The organism is Kitasatospora sp. P5_F3 (genome assembly GCF_054049135.1).
In genome coordinates this window covers 62237-79528 of record NZ_JBFUMY010000030.1, presented here as the reverse complement: position 1 = coordinate 79528, position 17292 = coordinate 62237, and the positions used below count along the sequence as shown (strand labels likewise).

The window sequence follows — 17292 nt, the reverse complement described above, 5'->3', positions numbered from 1 at the left end:
GGTCAGAACCCGGCCCGGCTGCCGAGGTCGTCGTTACCGACGTCCAGGGAGCCGCCAGGGCCCTTCGGGGTGAGCGTGACGGTGATCCGGTGGGTGCGTTGGCGGGCGATGCCCGTCTCGGCGTCGGCGGTGAAGACCCAGGCCTTCACGCCGCCCTTGACCTTGGCGTCCAGCTTGAGCTCCACGCCGAACTCCACCACCACCGAGTCGACCCCGAACCGGATCGCCTCACCCTCGCCCCGCGCCACGGCCTCCGCCAGCTGCTCGCGGACCACCTCGATCGCGTCGGCCAGCTCAATTCCGGTGTCCACAGCGCCTCCTGAAGAGATGTCGGTTCACCGGAGCCTAGGCCGCGCGCTCAGGTCAGCGCAGCAGCTCCAGGAAGGCCGCCACCGCCTCCTCGATCTCCTCCGGCGTCCACTCCAGGGCGGCGGACGCGATCGTCATCTCGGTCACCGAGTGGCCGGGCACCGGCCCCGGTTCGTCCCACCAACCGAACAGGCCGACGCCCTGCTCCTCGGCCAGCCGGAGCGTGGCCTCGGTCAACTCCCCGGCGCCGTACGGGAGCCAGAGCTGGAACTGGTGGGTGTGCGGCACCTCGGGGACCAACCGGGCGCCGGGGATCTTCCGCAGCGTGTCGGCGACCACCTTGGCCTGCGCGACGTACGACTCCAGCTTGGGCAGCGTGCGCTCCAGGCCGGCCAGCGCGCTGAGCGCGACCGGCCACTGCTGGTAGAGCGAGCCGCCGTACCGGTGCCGCCAGACCTTGGCCTCCCGGACGAAGTCGGCCGAGCCGGCCAGGGCGGCCCCGCTGATGCCCTCCAGGGTCTTGTAGAACGAGACGTAGATCGAGTCGCCGAGGGCGGCGATCTCCGGCAGCGACTTGCCCAGGTGGTAGACCGACTCCCAGATCCTGGCCCCGTCCAGGTGGACGTGCACCCCCTCCACCGCACCGACCGCCGCGACCAGCTCGTCCCAGCTGGGCAGGATGAACCCGGCGTCCCGGAGCGGGAGTTCGAGCATCAGGGTGCCGAACTTCTCCTCGCAGTCCCGCAGTTCGTCCGGCGTGGGCACCCGGGGCTCCTCGGTCGGCCAGACCGAGGTCAGCCCGCCGAGGCGCTGGTACGCCCGGTGCTCCCACAGCTCGGGGTGCGACAGCGGGTGCATCGCCACCGTGCGGTTGCCGCTGCGGTCGGCCCAGTATCTGAGGGCGACCTGCTGGGCCATCGTGCCGGTGGGGAAGAAGGCGGCGTCCGGCTTGCCGAGCAGATCGGCCACCTGCTCCTCCAGGGCCCGGATCACACCGTCCCCGTAGAGGTCCTGCGACCGGTCCAGGTCGTACCCGGAGAGGTCCGCGTCGGCGGTCAGGGTGGCCAGCCGGTCACGGACCGACTGCGGCCGAGTGCCCGAGAGCAGTCGGCCGCAGCGGTGGAAAGCGTGGAAGCGTCGCTCGCGTGTGGTGAGCTCAGGTTCGGTCATGTGACCGATCCTGCCTCACCCCCGGCGGCCCCTCCAGTGATTAGCGCGGCGGGTAGAGCGAGTACGACGGGAAGTTGCCGTACAGCTTCTCGTCCGCCCCATCCGCCCCGTAGGTCACGGCCTGGACCAGCAGGTCACCGCCGACGAAGGCACCCTTCCAGGACGCGCCGAGCCCGCCGAACACCTCGTCCCGGTCGCCCCGGCTGCGCGGCTTGTTGATGCCGACCTTGAAGGCCAGCAGATCGGGCCCGACCCGGTCGGCGAAGGCGGGGTCGTCGGTGGCCAGCGAGGCGACCAGCGAGCCGTTGCCCGCGTTCATCGCGGCCAGCAGCTCGGCCTCGGTGTCGACCAGCACGATCGAGTCCAGCGGGCCGAACGGCTCGGAGTGGTGCAGCGCCCAGCTGGCCGGCGGGTCGAGCACGGCCGCCGGGGCGAGGTAGGCGTCCAGCGACTGGCCGGGCAGGAACAGGCCGTCGGCCMGGCTGCCCCGGCGCAGCGGGACCGCCCTGGCCGCCACCGCGGCGTCGAAGTGGCCGCGCAGCTCGGCCGCCTTGGCGGCGTGGATGACCGGGCCGAAGTCGAGGTCGGGCAGCGGGTCGGCCGGGTCGGCGACGGCCAGCGGGTGGCCGAACCGCAGCTCGTCCAGCACGCCGAGGTAGGTCTCCAGGAAGGCCGGGAACAGCGAGCGCTGCACCACGTAGCGCGGGTACGCGGTGCAGCGCTGCTTGGCGTACTCGAAGCCCTTCTTCAGGTGCGCGCCGAGCGCCGGCCAGTCGCTGTAGTCCCAGATGCCCCAGGCGTTCAGGCCCTCCTGCTCCAGGAAGTGACGGCGGTTCAGGTCGGCCAGCGTGGTGGCAGCCTTGCGGCCGTTGGCCCGGCCGCCGACGAAGGCCAGCGCGCCCAGGCCGGCCGAGCGGATCAGCGCGTCGCCGATCTGCCCGCCCATGCCGGAGAGCAGGGTGACCGGCAGTCCGGCCCGGTGCATCACCGCGTGCGCGAGGGTGAGGCAGTGGAAACCACCCTGGGAGGGGGTTTTGGCGACCACCGCGTTGCCCGCCAGCAGCTGCACCAGCTCGGCGTGCACCTGCACGCTCATCGGGTAGTTCCAGCTGGCGATGTTGGAGACCGGTCCGGGCAGCGGGGTGCGGCCGGCCAGCTGACGGTCGATCTGCTCCAGGTACCAGCGCACCCCGTCGAGCGCCCGGTCCACGTCCGCGCAGGCCAGCCGCCAGGGCTTGCCGATCTCCCAGACCAGCAGCAGGGCGAGCAGGTCGCGCTGCTCGGCCAGACCCTCGACGGCGGCGGCCACCCGGGCCTTCCGCTCGTCCAGCGGCACCCGGGACCAGGTGGCGTGCTGCTCGATCGCGAACGCGACGGCGGCCTCGGCCTCCTCGACACCGATCCGGGGCGGGCCCGGGATCGCGGTGCCGTCCAGCGGGGTGGTGTGCTCGCCCGGCGTGCCGACGGCGCGCCACTCACCGCGCACCAGGTTGAGCAGCCGGTCGGGGGTGAAGGCTTCGGGCGCGGCCTGGACGCAGCGGGCGTAGGTCTCGGTCCAGGACGTGCCGGGCTTGAGCTGTGGTGCCGCCATCGGAGTTCCTCCGGTAGGGGGGACGGGGTGGCTCGGGGCTGGGCGTGCTGCGGACGCTGATCAGCCTGACACGGGGGCGCACGAACTGGACAGCGAATCCGACCCGGATACCGGCCCGGATAGGGGTGCCCGCGACGCTGTGACCCGGCTCACGATTGCGGCCCGATCGGCGCGGGTAGACCAGGGCCTCCGGTGGGGCTCATCACACCCTCGGCGGCTGATACGAGGCTGGGTAGTAGACCGGGGCCGGTGAGGCAAAATGCCCGGTTCGCCCGATTGTGCGATCCGATCAGAAGATCATTACTCCAGTCGCTGGAAGTTCCGCACCCTTACTGACTACACGCCGTAGTAGGTCACACCATTTTGGGACACCCGCGGTGACCGTTTACATCTGACTGGTCCCCCCGTTCCCGACCCACGAGGTGTCGTCACCCGATGTCTTCCCTTCACCGTGTCACCGCCTGGGTGCGGGAACGCCGGACGGTAGTGGCCTGGAGCGGTGCCCTGACGCTGGCCGGCGGCGCACTGCTGATGCCCGCGACCGCCTCCGCGCAGACCGTGCTGCCGACCACCCCCGGCAACTCGGCCTTCACCTCCGCCGCGTTCGGCTCCGCCGCCCACGGCGGCCCGCAGCAGGCCGCCCTGGTGCAGGTCGCCGCGCCCAGCCCGTACGAGCTGCCCGGCTCCGCCTCCTCGCAGGACACGGTGACGGTCGCGGACAACCTGGCCGCCGCCCCGGCGCCCGATCCCGCTCCTGTGCCCGCAGCCGCCCCGGAGCCCGCGCCCGCAGCCACCCCGGCCCCCGCGCCCGCCCCGGCCTGGTCCGCGCCCACCCCCGGCAAGCCGATCAGCAACCCGTACGGCGTGAAGAACCCCGACTACGCCGCCGGTTATCACACCGGCGTGGACTTCGCGGTGGCCGTCGGCACCCCGCTGCTCGCGGTCGGCGACGCCACCGTGGTCTCGGCCGGGTACGACGGTGCGTACGGCAACGAGGTGGTGCTGCGGCTCTCCGACGGTCACTTCGCCGAGTACGCGCACCTGTCCTCGCTCTCGGTGCACGCCGGGCAGACCGTGACGGCGGGTCAGCAGATCGGTAAGGCCGGCACCACCGGCAACTCCACCGGTCCGCACCTGCACTTCGAGATCCGCAGCGCGAACAAGTACGGCGCCGTGATCGACCCGATCGCCTTCCTCTCGGCGCGCGGCGTCACCGACTTCTGACCCGTACGACACGACGAGGGCCCCGTCCGGCTGGACGGGGCCCTCGTCGTGTGCGGAGTCGGCGGCGGGCGACGGCACGTCGGCTGCGCGCCCTCATGACGTCACGGTCCCACAGTCGACGGGGCGTCAAGTACCCGGCAAGGTGATGTCCCGCACCGGCAAGTACAAGATCTTCCCGATCGTGGGGTCGGCCTGTCTCTCCGTCGGCCTGTTCCTGCTGTCGACCATGGACACGGACACCTCCCGCCTCCCGACCAGCCTCTACATGGTCCTGGTCGGCGTCGGGCTGGGCTTCCTGATGCAGTTCACCCGGGCCCTGGAGAACCACCTGCCCGGCTCCGGCACAGGGGGCTCCGACCTGGAGCTCAGCGCCTCCGCCCTGGCCGGCCTTCCGGCGGGCGCCCGGGACGCCTACCTGGGCGCGGTCGCCGAGGGCACCCGGAACATCTTCCTGGTCGCCGCCGTCATCTGCGCCGGAGCGTTCTTCGCGGCGCTCGCCGTCAAGGAGGTCCCGCTGCGCGGGAAGCCCGGCGGGGCACCGGGCGGCGGCCCGGCCGGAGGTCCGACGGGAGCGGCGTCGGTGGGCGCCCGGGCCGGGGCGACCTGACGTCATCGCTCCACGCGGGCCGGGACCTCGACGGGCCGGCGGCAGGGGAAGGCGGTCAGGCGGGGTCGATCAGGCCCGCGATCTCCAGCGCGACCTCCAGCGCCGCGTCGGACGCCTCCGCCAGGGTGGCGCCGGGCCCGTGCCCCGCACAGGCCGGGTCGGGCCCGCCCTCCTGGTCCTGCTTGAGCAGGAACAGCGCGGTGTTGATCGAGAACAGTGCCATCGCGGCGCGCAGCCGGTTCTGGAAACTCGCGTCAGGACCGTGCACCAGCCGAATCATCGCGAACATCCGGGCCTTGAACTTCAGCCCCGCCGCGGACTCCCGCAGCGACGGCTGGTTCTCGTGGAAGAACCGCAGCAGCGGTGCCCGCTCGGTCATTCCGGCGGCGAACCGGCGGACCAGCTCGTCCCGCAGCTCCGGCGACCAGGGCCGGCCCTCACCCCAGGCGATCGCCTCGTCGATCGGCGCGGCCATGCTCTCCACGATGCCGTGGACGATGTCGTCCTTGGTCTTGAAGTGGTAGTACAGCGCGGCCTTGGTGACCCCGAGCCGATCGGCGATCTCGCGCAGCGAGGTCTTCTCGTACCCCTGCTCGGCGAACAGCGCCAGCGCCACGTCGATGATCCGCGCCCTGGTGTCGGTCCGGGGGCTCTGCGTGGTGCTCATGGGTTGGCGGCCTGCCTCAGGACTGCGATCGGAGGGCGAGACGACGGTGTCCCGGGTCTCTGGGCTTGCATTCTCCCTGCGGCCGGGCTCGTACGCGAGTAATCGGCTTGACGCCCAGCATACGGACAACCTACCGTGCCACTGGTCCATTCACTAGCCGGTCGGCAAGTAAGTTAGCCGCCGGATGCCGCAGCAGGAGACAGAAGCATGCCGAAACAGCAGGTCGAAACCTCGGCGGCGGCCGAGGTGCCGGAGGCCGATCCCACGCCGCGCAGCCCGCGCGAGATCCGGCTGGTGATGATCGGTCTGGTGGTCGCCATGCTCCTGGCGATGCTGGACAACCTGATCGTGGGCACCGCGATGCCCACCATTGTCGGAGACCTCGGCGGCGCCGAGCACCTCTCCTGGGTGGTCACCTCGTACACCCTGGCCACCGCGGCCTCCACCCCGATCTGGGGCAAGCTCGGCGACCTGTACGGCCGCAAGGGCACCTTCCTGATCTCGATCGGGATCTTCCTGCTCGGCTCGGCGCTCTCCGGACTCTCGCAGACCATGACCCAGCTGATCGCCTTCCGCGCGATCCAGGGCCTGGGCGCGGGCGGCCTGATGGTCGGCGTGATGTCGATCATGGGCGCGCTGGTGCTGCCGCGCGACCGCGGCAAGTACCAGGGCATGTTCGCAGCCGTGATGGCGCTGGCCACCATCGGGGGCCCGCTGGTCGGCGGTTTCATCACCGACCACCTGAGCTGGCACTGGACCTTCTACATCAACCTGCCGCTCGGCATCGTCGCGCTCGCCTTCATCGTGGTGACGCTCAAGCTGCCCAAGGTCCGCTCCACCGCGAAGATCGACTACCTCGGCGCGATCCTGCTCACCGCCGGCATCACCTCGCTGGTCCTGATCACCACCTGGGGCGGCCAGGAGTACGCCTGGGGCTCCAAGCAGATCCTCGGCCTGGCCGCGCTCGCCGCCGCCTCGCTGATCGGCTTCTGCTACGTCGAGCAGCGGGCCGAGGAGCCGATGCTGCCGCTCGGCCTGTTCCGCAACCGGAACTTCGCGCTGGTCTCGGTGATCGGCTTCATCGTCGGCTTCGCGATGTTCGGCGCCGTCACCTTCCTGCCGCTCTACCAGCAGACCGTGCAGGGCGCCTCGGCGACCAACTCCGGGCTGCTGCTGATGCCGATGATGTTCGGCATGCTGGTCATCTCGCTGGTGGTCGGCGGGATCGTCACCAAGACCGGCAAGTACCGGGTCTTCCCGATCATCGGTACCACCGTGATGGCCGGCGGCTCGCTGCTGCTCTCCACCCTCGGCACCGACACCAGCCAGTTCACCTCGGCCTGCTACATGGTGGTGCTCGGCGCCGGCATGGGCTTCCTGATGCAGATCACCATGCTGGTCGCGCAGAACAGCGTCGAGCTCAAGGACATGGGCGTGGCCAGCTCCACCGCCACCCTGTTCCGCACCATCGGCGGCTCGTTCGGGGTGGCGCTGTTCGGCGCCCTGTTCAACAACCAGGTCACCTCGACCATGGCCTCCTCCGGCGCGCAGGTCCCCGGCGGCCACGGCCAGCTCGGCCCGGACGCGCTGCGCGCCCTGCCCGCGAAGTTCCAGGACGCGTACCACCACGCCGTCTCCAACGGCATCCACACCGTCTTCCTCTGGGGCGCGGTGATCAGCCTGGTCGCCGTGGCGGCCGCACTCTTCATGCGCGAGACGCCGCTGCGCGGTGCGGGCGACGAGCCCGCCGAGAAGTCGCTCGAGGCCGCTGCGGTCTGACGCGACGACGGATGCCCGGGCCGCCCCGTGTGGGGTGGCCCGGGCATCCGTCGTTCTCTCGGCCGGACTACTGCGGGAGCCGGTACACGCCCTGGGCGACCGGCTCGACCAGCCCGTCGGCGACCAGGCCGTCGAGCGCCCGGGCCCGCTGGACCTGGTCCGGCCAGACCGCGTCGAGCCGGGCCTGCGGGACCTCGCCGTGCGCGTCCCGCAGGACGGCGAGCAGCTTGCCCCGGACCTGACGGTCCGTCCCCTCGTACGTCTGCCCCCGGCGGGGCGGGCCCTGGTACGGCGGGCAGCCCGCCGCCTGCCAGGCGCAGTGCCGGCGCAGCGGGCAGCCGTCGCAGCCGGGGCTGCGTGCGGTGCAGACCAGCGCGCCGAGTTCCATCACGCCGACCGCCCAGGCGGCGGCGGTACCGGTGTCGGCGGGCAGCAGGCCGGTCGCGGTCCGTCGCTCGGCGGCCGTGGTGGCCTGCGCCGGGTACTCCACCCCTTCGACCGCGCGGGCGAACACCCGGCGGACGTTGGTGTCCAGCACCACATGGCGCTGCCGGAAGGCGAACGAGGCGACCGCCGCGGCGGTGTACTCACCGACACCCGGCAGCGCGAGCAGCGCGGCGTGGTCGTCGGGAACCCGGCCACCGTGCTCGGCGGTGATCGCGACGGCGGCGGCGTGCAGCCGCAGCGCCCGGCGCGGATAACCGAGCCTGCCCCACATCCGGACCGCCTCACCCGGCGCGTCCGCAGCCAGGTCGGCCGGGGTGGGCCAGCGCTCCAACCAGGCGGCGTACGCGGGCAGCACCCGCTTCACCGGGGTCTGCTGGAGCATGAACTCACTGACCATCACGGCCCAGGGCGAAGCCTCCGGGGTGCGCCAGGGAAGGTCGCGGGCGTTGGCCTCGTACCAGTCGAGCACGGTCGAGTGCAGCAGCGGGGCGGGGGTCGCGGAAGTGGCAGCCATGGCGCGTCCATCCTGCCATGCGGGCCGCTCTGCTCCGTCCGGGGGAACAGCCCGCCGACGACCGTCCGCCGGGGCGGAGCGCCGCCCGGGTGGCTCTTCCGAGATTCCGCGCCCGGCGACGAGCGGGAGATCGGTCACCGCGACTTCGAGAACTTCGTCCGCCGAGGAACGGCTCGCGGCACCGGTCGACCCGTCCCCCGTCCGGAGCAAAACACGGATGATGTGAAGGAACCGGCCCAGCAGCGGTGTTGATGCACCATCGGGTGTGCCGGGTCTCGTAGAGTTTGCGCGTGCCTTCTCTGCGTCAACCCGTGGGACCGCTGCCGGCCTCGATCTACTGGCGACGGCGCATCGTCGTGCTCGTGGCCCTGACAGCCCTCCTCGCGCTGGTCCTCTGGCTGGTCACGCGCCCCGACGGCGACGGGAAATCCAGCCAGGGCAAGGCGGCCCACCCCGCCCCGGCCCAGTCGATCACCCCGGGCGCCGACCCCACCGGACCGGCGATCACCACCCGGCCGGGCGGCAGCGGCGGCTCGACCGCCACCGGCGGGGTCTCGGGCTCCGGCGGCGGCGAGGTCAGCCTGACCACGGGCGGCACCGGGACTTCGGGCACCGCGGGCACCTCTGGCACGTCCGGCACGTCCGGCACGGCGTCAGGCGGCGGCGCGGGTGGCACCTCGGGGGGCAGCAGCACTCCCCCTCCGGTGAACACCGCCGAGGTGATGGCCCTCCCGGTCTGCACCGCCTCCCAGGTCTCGCTGGAGCTGGCGGGCAGTCAGGACGCCTACAAGGCCAAGGACAAGCCCCGGCTCTCGCTCACCGTACGGAACACGTCCACGGGCACCTGCCGGGTCAACCTCGGCCGGACCGCCTCCACGGTGGTCGTCACCCTGGCCGAGTCCAACGAACGGATCTGGTCCTCCGGCGACTGCCCGACGGAGCGTCAGGACACCTGGGTCCAGCTCGGCGCGGGCGCCGGCCTGACCGAGACGTTCACCTGGGAGCGCGGCCGCAGCAAGCCCCAGTGCGCCACCCCGGACACCACCCCGGCCCCGGTCGGCCGCTACCTCGTCCAGGCCACCCTCAACGGCCCGGCGGGCGGCCCGGTCTCGGCCCGTACGTCGATCCGCCTGGAGGACTGACCCCGGCCCGCTTCGGCCACGGGTACCGCTACCGGGTGGGCCAGAGGGCCTGCCTCAGGGGACGGTTGAAGCCGGCGGGCAGCAGGGCGGCGGCCAGCACGGCGGCGAGCAGCTGGAGGACGACGACCGGCCCGAGGTGGCCGAGCAGCAGCCCGCTGGCGAAGCTGCCCAGCGGCACTCCGAGCATGAACAGCGTCATGGTCGCGGCGATCACCCGGCCACGGAGGGCGTCCGGGACCTGCTGGAAGATCAGCAGGTCGACCATCACCCGCAGGGCCGGGACCCCGAGCGACACCACCAGCAGCATCAGGAAGAGCGCGACCGGGCCACTGACCAGGGCCGGGGCCAGCAGCAGCGGGACCACGGCCCAGGCGACCGTCAGCAACAGCCGCCCGGGGCGCAGGCGCTGGTGCAGCGGGCGGACCAGCAGGGCACCGAGCAGGCCGCCGACCGCCTCACCCGCCAGCACCAGGCCGGTACCGGTGGTCGAGGTGCCGCCGTCCCGGAGCAGGACCATCAGCGGCAGCAGCATCGCGGCGCCGATCAGGTTGATCGCGCCGACCACGCCGACCACCGCGCGCATCACCGGGTCGCCCCAGAGCTGGCGAAGGCCCGCCAGAGTGCCGTCGTTCTTCCTGCCGCCGTCCTCCTTCGCGGCGGGGCTCTGCCCGGCCGGGCGGCTGTCGAACCGGACCAGGCAGGCGGTCGCGAGGGAGTAGAGCGAGGTGAGGGCGGTGGCGAGGAAGGGAACGGCCCGGCCGAGGCCGAGCAGCAGTCCGGCCAGCGGCGGACCGAGCAGAACCGCGCCGTTGACCCGCACCTCGTCCTGGGTGAGCGCCTGCCGAAGCTGCGAGGGCGGCACCAGCGAACGGACCGCCAGCGTCCGGACCGGGCCCGCATAGGCGATGGTGGCACCGATCACGGCGGCGACCAGCAGGGCGTGCCGGACGGTGAAGCGGTCCAGCCAGAGCGCGGCCGGGACGGAGAGGGTGGCCAGCACCCGGACGGCGTCGGCGACGACCAGGATCCGGCGGCGGTCACGGCGGTCGGCGAGGGCACCACCGTGCAGGCCGAACAGCAGCGAGGCCGTGAACTGGACCGCGCCGAAGGCTCCGGCGAGAAGCGGGGAACCGGTCATCGCCAGCAGCAGGAGCGGGTAGGCGGTGTCGGCGACCATGGTGCCGAGCATCGAGGCGGCGGCGCCGCTCCACATCGCCTGGTAGCGCCAGTTGCGGCGCAGGGGTACTGCTGCGCTCCGGTCGGCCCCGTGCTCCCCGACCTCGTCCAGCTGCTGCTGCGTGGTCATGCCCCACCCCGTTCACCCGAGCGTGCACGGTCACCCTTCTGCAACCATTCACGCTTGAGTGAATGGTTGCAGAAGGGTGATTGTTTGCACAAGCGTTGACGTTCATGGGTTAATGAACCGGTGGATGAGCAACTGAGTGAGCGTGAAGTCGGCGACCTGGCAACGCTGAAGGCACTGGCCGACCCCATGCGGCTGGCGATCCTGAACGCGCTGATGCAACGGGACCCGCAGCCGCTGACGGTCAAGGAGATCGCCGTCGCGCTCGACGAGCCGCCGACCAAGCTCTACCGGCACATCAAGCAGCTCGAACAGACCGCGTTGATCATGGTGGCCGGGACCCGGGTGGTATCCGGCATCACCGAGAGCCGCTACCGGCCGGCCCAGAAGTCACTGCGCCTCTCCGGCCAGGTCTTCTCCGACGGCAGCATCGCCCGCGAGGAAGCGATCGGCCCGATGCTCGCCGCACTCGAGCTGGTCCGCGCCGACTTCCGTGGCCACTACCTGGCGGACCGGCTCGACCTGCCGAACATCGCCCCGGATCTGCCCGCCTCACCCGCCATGTTCAACCACTTCAGTCTGCGGCTGCGTCCCGAGCGGGCGGTCCGGCTGCGCAAGCAGCTCGGCGGCATCTTCGATGAACTGGCCGCCGAGGGCGACAGTACCGACCCGGAGGCCGTGGACGTCACGCTGCTCAGCCTGCTCTACGCGGTGAAGCCGGCCGACCCGACGGAGACCTGACCCCGAGTCAGCGCCGGGCGCAGGTCAGACCGCGGCGCCGGTCAGACGTAGCGCTCCAGAATGGACGATTCTGCGAGCCGCGACAGCCCCTCGCGGACCGAGCGGGCCCGGGTCTCGCCGACGCCCTCGACCGTCTGCAGGTCGTCGATGCTGGCGGCCAGCAGCTTCTGCAGGCCGCCGAAGTGCTCGACCAGCCGCTCGATGACGGTGTTGGGCAGCCGGGGCACCTTGGCCAGCAGGCGGTAGCCGCGCGGCGAGACCGCCGAGTCCAGCGACTCCGGCGTGCCGGGGTAGCCGAAGGCCTTGGCGACGGTCTGCAGGTCGAGCAGCTCCGCGTGAGTGAGCGCCTCCAGGTCGGCGAGCACCTCGGAGACGGTCTTGCCGCGCTTGGCGGCCCGCTCGGGGAAGTAGTCCCGGGCGACCAGTTCGCGTTCGGGCTCGACGCCCGCGATCAGCTCGTCCAGCTGGAGCGAGAGCAGCCGGCCGTCGGTGCCGAGTTCGAGCACGTAGCCCGCGATCTCGGCCGCGATCAGCCGGACCATCTCCAGCCGCTGGGCGACCGCGGTGACGTCCCGGACGGTGACCAGGTCCTCGATCTCCAGCGCGGAGAGGGTGCCGGCCACCTCGTCGAGGCGGAGCTTGTAGCGCTCCAGGGTGGCCAGCGCCTGGTTGGCCCGGGAGAGCACGGTGGTGGAGTCCTCCAGCACCCGGCGGGTCCCGTTCACGTACATCGCGATCAGCCGCATCGAGTGCGAGACCGCGACCACCGGGAAGCCGGTCTGCCTGTTGACCCGCTCGGCGGTGCGGTGCCGGGTGCCGGTCTCGTCGGTGGGGATGGTCGAGTCGGGCATCAGGTGCACGCCGGCCCGGAGGATCTTGGTGATGTCCTTGTCCAGGACCACCGCGCCGTCCAGCTTGCACAGTTCGCGCAGCCGGGTGGCGGTGAACTCGACGTCCAGCACGAAGCCGCCGGTGGAGATGGAGTCCACCGTCTTGTCGAAGCCGAGCACGATCAGCCCGCCGGTGTTGGCCCGGAGCACCCGCTCCAGACCGTCGCGCAGACCCGTCCCCGGCGCGATGGCTGTGAGGGAAGCCCGCAGCAGGGCCTCCTCGCGGGGGGACTTGTCCGCCCGGTCGCTGGCTGCCACGTGACTCCTCCGGTCGACCCGGACCGCGTGGCGTGGTGCCCGACGGTCTGTCTCATTACTGCACTTCATGCCGATTAAACAGGGGAAAGTCTAACGGCGTTCGGCAATAAGGAGGTCCGGGTCAGTTGAGTTCGTCCGAGTCGACCGGTTCCCAGCCCTGCATGAGCTCCTCCGGGTAGGCCACGACCGGTGCGGCGACCGGTGCCGGGCGCGGGGCGGGCGGTCCCCCGGCGGCCTCGGCACGGGGCTTCGCGGCGGCCTTGCGGCGGCCCGGGATGGCCTGCAGGGCCTCACCGATGTCGGCCACCTCGACCACCTTCATCCCGCGCGGAACCTTTCCCGGATCCGGCGGGACCAGGGCGTGCGTGAAGCCCAGCCGGTGCGCCTCGGCGAGCCGCCGCTGAACACCCGTCACCCGGCGGACCTCGCCCGCCAGGCCGACCTCGCCGATCGCCACCAGGCCGTTCGGCAGCGGGGTGTCGGAGGAGGAGCTGGCCACCGCGAGCGCGATCGCCAGGTCGGCGGACGGCTCGGTGAGCTTCACACCGCCGACCGTCGCGGTGTAGATGTCCTGCTTGCCGAGCTTGACGCCGCCGTGCCGCTCGACCACCGCCAGGATCATCGCGATCCGGGGCGACTCCAGGCCTGAGGTGGTCCGGCGCGGGGACGGGATCTGCGAGTCGACCATCAGCGCCTGCACCTCGGCCACCAGCGGCCGGCGGCCCTCCAGGGTGACGGTCAGACAGGTGCCGGGGACCGGCTTGTCACGCCGGGTCAGGAACAGCCCGGACGGGTCGGCCAGGCCGATGATGCCCTCGTCGTGCAGCTCGAAGCAGCCGACCTCGTCGGTGGCGCCGTAGCGGTTCTTGATGCCGCGGATGATCCGCAGCCGGGCGTGCCGGTCGCCCTCGAAGCTCAGCACCACGTCGACCAGGTGCTCCAGCAGCCGGGGGCCGGCGATCGAACCGTCCTTGGTGACGTGGCCGACCAGCAGCGTCGCCATCCCGCGGTCCTTGGAAGCCCGGATCAGCGCACCCGCCACCTCGCGGACCTGGGCCGGACCGCCGGGCGCGCCGTCCAGCTCGGCGGAGGCGATGGTCTGCACCGAGTCCAGGACCAGCAGGCCGGGGTTGACCGCGTCGATGTGGCCGAGCACCGCACCGAGGTCGGACTCGGCGGCCAGGTAGAGGTGGTCGGAGAGCGCGTTGATCCGGTCGGCGCGCAGCCGGACCTGGCTGGCCGACTCCTCGCCGGTCACGTAGAGGGTGCGGTGCTGGTCGCTGGCCGCCTTGGCCGCCACGTCCAGCAGCAGGGTCGACTTGCCGACACCGGGCTCGCCCGCCAGCAGCACCACCGCGCCGGGCACCAGGCCACCGCCGAGCACCCGGTCGAGCTCGGGGACGCCGGTGGTACGGGCGGTCGCGACCTTGCCGTCGATCTGGCCGATCGGCATCGCGGGGGTGCTGACCGGGCCGGCGGCGGTGGTCCGGATCGGGACCGCGCCGTACTCCTCCACGGTGCCCCAGGCGTTGCACTCGGGGCAGCGGCCGACCCACTTGGGCAGTTGGTTGCCGCACTCGGTGCAGCGGTATGCCGGGCGAGCTTTGGCGGTGGTCTTGGTGCGGGCAGCCATGGGGCACACCGTAGCGGCTGGCACCGACAAGTACTTCGGGGCTCGGAGCGGGGTACCTACCAAGCGGGGTACCTCCCAAAGGTTCTCGGTCGGGTGGTCTTGTTACCCGAAAGAAGTACAAGGGGCCCGAATCGGCCCCGTCGTTCGGCCCGATGCCTAGCGTCGGACGGGTGACGACTTCCCCCACGTCCACGGCGGCGGCCTACGACCAGTACGCCGACGGGCTGTTCACGTACTGTCTCTCCGTTCTCTGCGAGCACGGCGCCACCGTTGCGGCGGTCCGCGAGGTGCGCGACCTCGCGCTCCGGCACGGCGAACGGCTGGCTGATCCGGCGTTGCGCCGGGCCTGGCTGTACTCACTGGCGCGGCACTGCTGTCTGCAGCGGCTGGCCCAGGGCCAGGTCGCCCCTGGGCCGGAGCAGCGGCGGGAGCTGGCTTCACTGGCCTGGCCGGAGGCGGCCGGCACGCCGCCGGAGCAGCGCGAGGCGCTGGAGCTGGCGGTGCGCCACCGGCTCGGGCCGGACGAGGTGGCCGCCGTGCTGGGGCTGTCCAGGATGGCGGGTGACGAGCTGCTGGCCGCCGCCGAGGCGGAGGTGTGGCGGACCCGGGTCGCGCTGCTGGTGCTCGGCGTGGGCAGCTGCCCGGTGCTGGCCGAGCTGGGCGGGGCCGGGGCGGAGAGCTGGCGGGAGTGGGTGCTCGGCCCGGCGCTGCGCCGTGAGCTGGTCCGCCACGTGGTGGACTGCCCGACCTGCCGGGGTACGGCGGAGCGGGTCTCCGGCGAGCTGGGCCGGGGCCTCGCGGCGCTGCCCGGGCTGCCGTTGCTGCCCGCGCCGGAGGAGCTGCGGGCCCGGATGGTGTCCCGGCGGCCGGTCGGGCCCGAGGAGGGTGCGCTCCGGTTCGACCAGCGGGGCTTCCCCCGGCACCGGGCGCCGAGTCGGCTCGGTGGTCTGGCGGTGCGTCAGCGGGTGGTGACCACAGGTGTGCTGGCGGCGGTGCTGACGGCTCCGGTGGTGGCGCTCTGGGGCGCGCACCGCAGCGATGACGGTGTGTCGGGGGCGGCGGCGGTCTCCTCGGTGCGGGTGGAGACGCCTGCGAAGCCGTCCGCCGGGCCGTCGGTCCGGGAGATGCCGCCGGTCGGCCCGGAGCACGGCCTTGAGCTGGCCGGTTCGGTCACCACGGGCGCAGAAACGTTGCTGCCGTCCGTGCTGGGCCCGGCCGTCCAGGTGCCGGGGCACGGTGCCACCCGGCTGGGCAACACCACCCCCCGGCCGGAGGCCCCGGCCGCGGTGGTGCCTGCGGCTCCCGGCCAGTTGACCGTCGAGGCCCAGGAGTTCGGCGAGCGGACGGTGATCACCCTGGTCAACTCCGGTGGCACCACGATCCACTGGCACGCGGAGGTGGACGCCGACTGGCTGCGGCTGAGCCGCGACTCCGGCACCCTGGCCCCGGCCCAGCGGATCACCGTCACCGTGACGGTCGATCAGTCCAGGGCCCCGGACCACCAGTGGCGGGCCCGGATCGCCCTGCCGCCGTCCCAGGCCGTGGTCACCCTGGAGGGCGGCCCTTCGGACCGGGGCATCCCGTCCCAGTCCCCCACCCCCGGGGCGAGCGACAGCCCGTCGCCGACGCCCAGCAGCTCCCCGAGCCCGTCGCCCAGCAGCACCCCGACCGGCTCGCCCGATCCCGGCCCGAGCCCGACCTCCACCCCCACCCCGACTCCAACCGGTTCGCCGTCCGCCTCGGCCCCGGCCTCCCCCGCCGCCCCGGAGTCCCCGTGACCGGGTTACGGCAGCGGGGCCGCCTCCGCCACCACCGCGAGGGCCAGGGCGCGGACCTGGTCGAGCGTCAGCACCGGCGTGGAGACGGGCGTCCGGCCCTCGACGACCGGCGGGTTGAGCGCCGAGACCGTGACCCGCAGCCGGTCCGGACGGAGCAGTACGACCACGTTGCGGTAGCTCGGTCCGCCGAACGGTTCGGTGCCGGCGAGCAGCAGGGTGCCGTCCGGCAGCCGTTCGGCCCCGGCGAACTCGTCGGCCGGCGTGCCCATCGGCGGCTTCCGCCAGTCCCGCAAGTGGACGTCCACCCCGCCCGTGTTCACCCGCAGGTGCAGGTTGTCGGCGGTCGGCCTGATCTGGTCGACCACCGCCCCGGCGGGGAGCAGCGGTTGGACGACGGCCGCGATCCGCTCCCCGGCGAGCACCGGCGGCGGGACGACCTGGGTCAGCCCACTCGCCGGGATCGCCTCGAAGGCGGGGTGCCAGACCGGGTCGGTGGCGATCACCCCGAGTTGCGCCACCGTCAGCGGAGGCTCCGCCCGGGTGATGTTCTGGTCGACCATGCTGGCGAAGTTGAACGAGCTGACGTCCACCCACTCCCCGTCGGGAGTGATCAGCGTGGCCGACCACATCCGCTTCGGGTCCCCGCCCGGCGGCTGGTCGCGGCGGAGCGTCAGCGTGCCGCCGTCCGCCGTCCGGCTCTGTTCGCAGATCTCGGTCGCGGACGGCTCGGCCGGGCACTCGACCTTGGACCGGTGGCCCTCCTGCGGCAGCAGCCGGTTCACGGTGACCGTCACCAGGGCCCGGCCCCGGCCGTCGTCCACGGTGACCGACAGCATGGGCAGGTGCCCGGTGCGCAGGGACTCGGCGGTGTCGATCGCCTCGGAGTCGACCACCTGAAGACCGGTCAGGTGCGGGGTCAGCGCAGCGACCAGCTGCGGGCCCGTCAGACCGGGTGCGGACGGTGCGGGCAGTGAGGCACTGGACGCCGGGGGCACCGGGCGGGCGGCGCCGCCGGGCAGTCCCGCGACGGCCGCCGTGCCGGCCGCCAGCAGCAGCACGGCCGCCGCGCCACCCGTCACGGTGAACGACCGGCGGCGCATCCGGCGCCCCCGGACGGCTCCGCCGAGGGTGAGGCCGTGCTGGTCGGGTTCGAAGGCCGTACCGGCCCGGCGCAGGGCCCGGGTCAACTCGCCCTCGAAGTCGGAGTTTTCGGACATCACGGATCACCGTCTCTCGGAA

At 72.6% G+C, this 17292-nt stretch carries 15 protein-coding genes; 6 read left to right on the top strand and 9 right to left on the bottom strand.

Features of this window, described 5'->3' with window-relative positions:
• Positions 1-2: 2 nt before the first annotated feature.
• The 3 genes from ACXJMZ_RS18930 to ACXJMZ_RS18920 are packed head-to-tail and all read right to left on the bottom strand — an operon-like array spanning position 3 to position 3070.
• On the bottom strand, positions 3-311 hold the full coding sequence (locus tag ACXJMZ_RS18930; RefSeq protein ID WP_457031229.1) for a trypco2 family protein: 309 nt from the start codon (positions 309-311) through the stop codon (positions 3-5).
• Positions 312-363: 52 nt separating this feature from the next.
• The gene (locus ACXJMZ_RS18925) at positions 364-1479 is read right to left on the bottom strand and encodes a threonine aldolase family protein (RefSeq protein ID WP_457031228.1); all 1116 of its coding nucleotides are present in this window, start codon (positions 1477-1479) and stop codon (positions 364-366) included.
• A gap of 40 nt (positions 1480-1519) precedes the next feature.
• Entirely contained in the window at positions 1520-3070 is a 1551-nt protein-coding gene (locus ACXJMZ_RS18920) for an aldehyde dehydrogenase family protein (protein ID WP_457031227.1), read from the bottom strand.
• Positions 3071-3505: 435 nt separating this feature from the next.
• On the opposite strand from ACXJMZ_RS18920, the gene ACXJMZ_RS18915 reads away from it, so the two are divergent.
• Complete coding sequence (locus ACXJMZ_RS18915) at positions 3506-4294, top strand: M23 family metallopeptidase (RefSeq protein WP_457031226.1); 789 nt, start codon at positions 3506-3508, stop codon at positions 4292-4294.
• A 145-nt stretch (positions 4295-4439) separates the two neighbouring features.
• Positions 4440-4901, top strand: a complete 462-nt coding sequence (locus ACXJMZ_RS18910) for a hypothetical protein (protein WP_457031225.1) — start codon at positions 4440-4442, stop codon at positions 4899-4901.
• Positions 4902-4956: 55 nt separating this feature from the next.
• Here the strand turns inward: ACXJMZ_RS18910 and ACXJMZ_RS18905 are convergent, their stop codons facing one another.
• Complete coding sequence (locus ACXJMZ_RS18905) at positions 4957-5568, bottom strand: TetR/AcrR family transcriptional regulator (protein ID WP_457031224.1); 612 nt, start codon at positions 5566-5568, stop codon at positions 4957-4959.
• Positions 5569-5775: 207 nt separating this feature from the next.
• On the opposite strand from ACXJMZ_RS18905, the gene ACXJMZ_RS18900 reads away from it, so the two are divergent.
• A complete protein-coding gene (locus tag ACXJMZ_RS18900) occupies positions 5776-7347 on the top strand; it encodes an MDR family MFS transporter (RefSeq protein ID WP_457031223.1) in 1572 nt (523 codons plus the stop codon).
• A gap of 67 nt (positions 7348-7414) precedes the next feature.
• On the opposite strand, the gene ACXJMZ_RS18895 is transcribed toward ACXJMZ_RS18900, so the two are convergent.
• Positions 7415-8308, bottom strand: coding sequence for an A/G-specific adenine glycosylase (locus ACXJMZ_RS18895; protein WP_457031222.1), 894 nt, complete (start codon positions 8306-8308; stop codon positions 7415-7417).
• A 290-nt stretch (positions 8309-8598) separates the two neighbouring features.
• On the opposite strand from ACXJMZ_RS18895, the gene ACXJMZ_RS18890 reads away from it, so the two are divergent.
• Positions 8599-9450 carry a hypothetical protein gene (locus tag ACXJMZ_RS18890; protein ID WP_457031221.1) on the top strand — a complete coding sequence of 284 codons (852 nt, stop codon included), beginning with the start codon at positions 8599-8601 and terminating at the stop codon, positions 9448-9450.
• A 28-nt stretch (positions 9451-9478) separates the two neighbouring features.
• On the opposite strand, the gene ACXJMZ_RS18885 is transcribed toward ACXJMZ_RS18890, so the two are convergent.
• The gene (locus ACXJMZ_RS18885; protein WP_457031220.1) at positions 9479-10756 is read right to left on the bottom strand and encodes an MFS transporter; all 1278 of its coding nucleotides are present in this window, start codon (positions 10754-10756) and stop codon (positions 9479-9481) included.
• A 120-nt stretch (positions 10757-10876) separates the two neighbouring features.
• Between ACXJMZ_RS18885 and ACXJMZ_RS18880 the strand changes: the two genes are divergently transcribed.
• Positions 10877-11494 carry a helix-turn-helix domain-containing protein gene (locus tag ACXJMZ_RS18880; protein ID WP_457031219.1) on the top strand — a complete coding sequence of 206 codons (618 nt, stop codon included), beginning with the start codon at positions 10877-10879 and terminating at the stop codon, positions 11492-11494.
• 41 nt (positions 11495-11535) lie between these two features.
• Here ACXJMZ_RS18880 and disA read toward each other — a convergent pair whose 3' ends face one another.
• On the bottom strand, positions 11536-12594 hold the full coding sequence (disA, locus tag ACXJMZ_RS18875) for a DNA integrity scanning diadenylate cyclase DisA (protein ID WP_457031250.1): 1059 nt from the start codon (positions 12592-12594) through the stop codon (positions 11536-11538).
• A 169-nt stretch (positions 12595-12763) separates the two neighbouring features.
• A complete protein-coding gene (gene radA / locus ACXJMZ_RS18870; protein ID WP_457031218.1) occupies positions 12764-14275 on the bottom strand; it encodes a DNA repair protein RadA in 1512 nt (503 codons plus the stop codon).
• A 170-nt stretch (positions 14276-14445) separates the two neighbouring features.
• Here radA and ACXJMZ_RS18865 point away from each other — a divergent pair, with 170 nt between their 5' ends.
• Positions 14446-16053 carry a BACON domain-containing protein gene (locus tag ACXJMZ_RS18865; protein WP_457031217.1) on the top strand — a complete coding sequence of 536 codons (1608 nt, stop codon included), beginning with the start codon at positions 14446-14448 and terminating at the stop codon, positions 16051-16053.
• Between the two features lie 5 nt (positions 16054-16058).
• Here the strand turns inward: ACXJMZ_RS18865 and ACXJMZ_RS18860 are convergent, their stop codons facing one another.
• On the bottom strand, positions 16059-17270 hold the full coding sequence (locus ACXJMZ_RS18860) for a hypothetical protein (RefSeq protein WP_457031216.1): 1212 nt from the start codon (positions 17268-17270) through the stop codon (positions 16059-16061).
• Between the last annotated feature and the right edge of the window lie 22 nt (positions 17271-17292).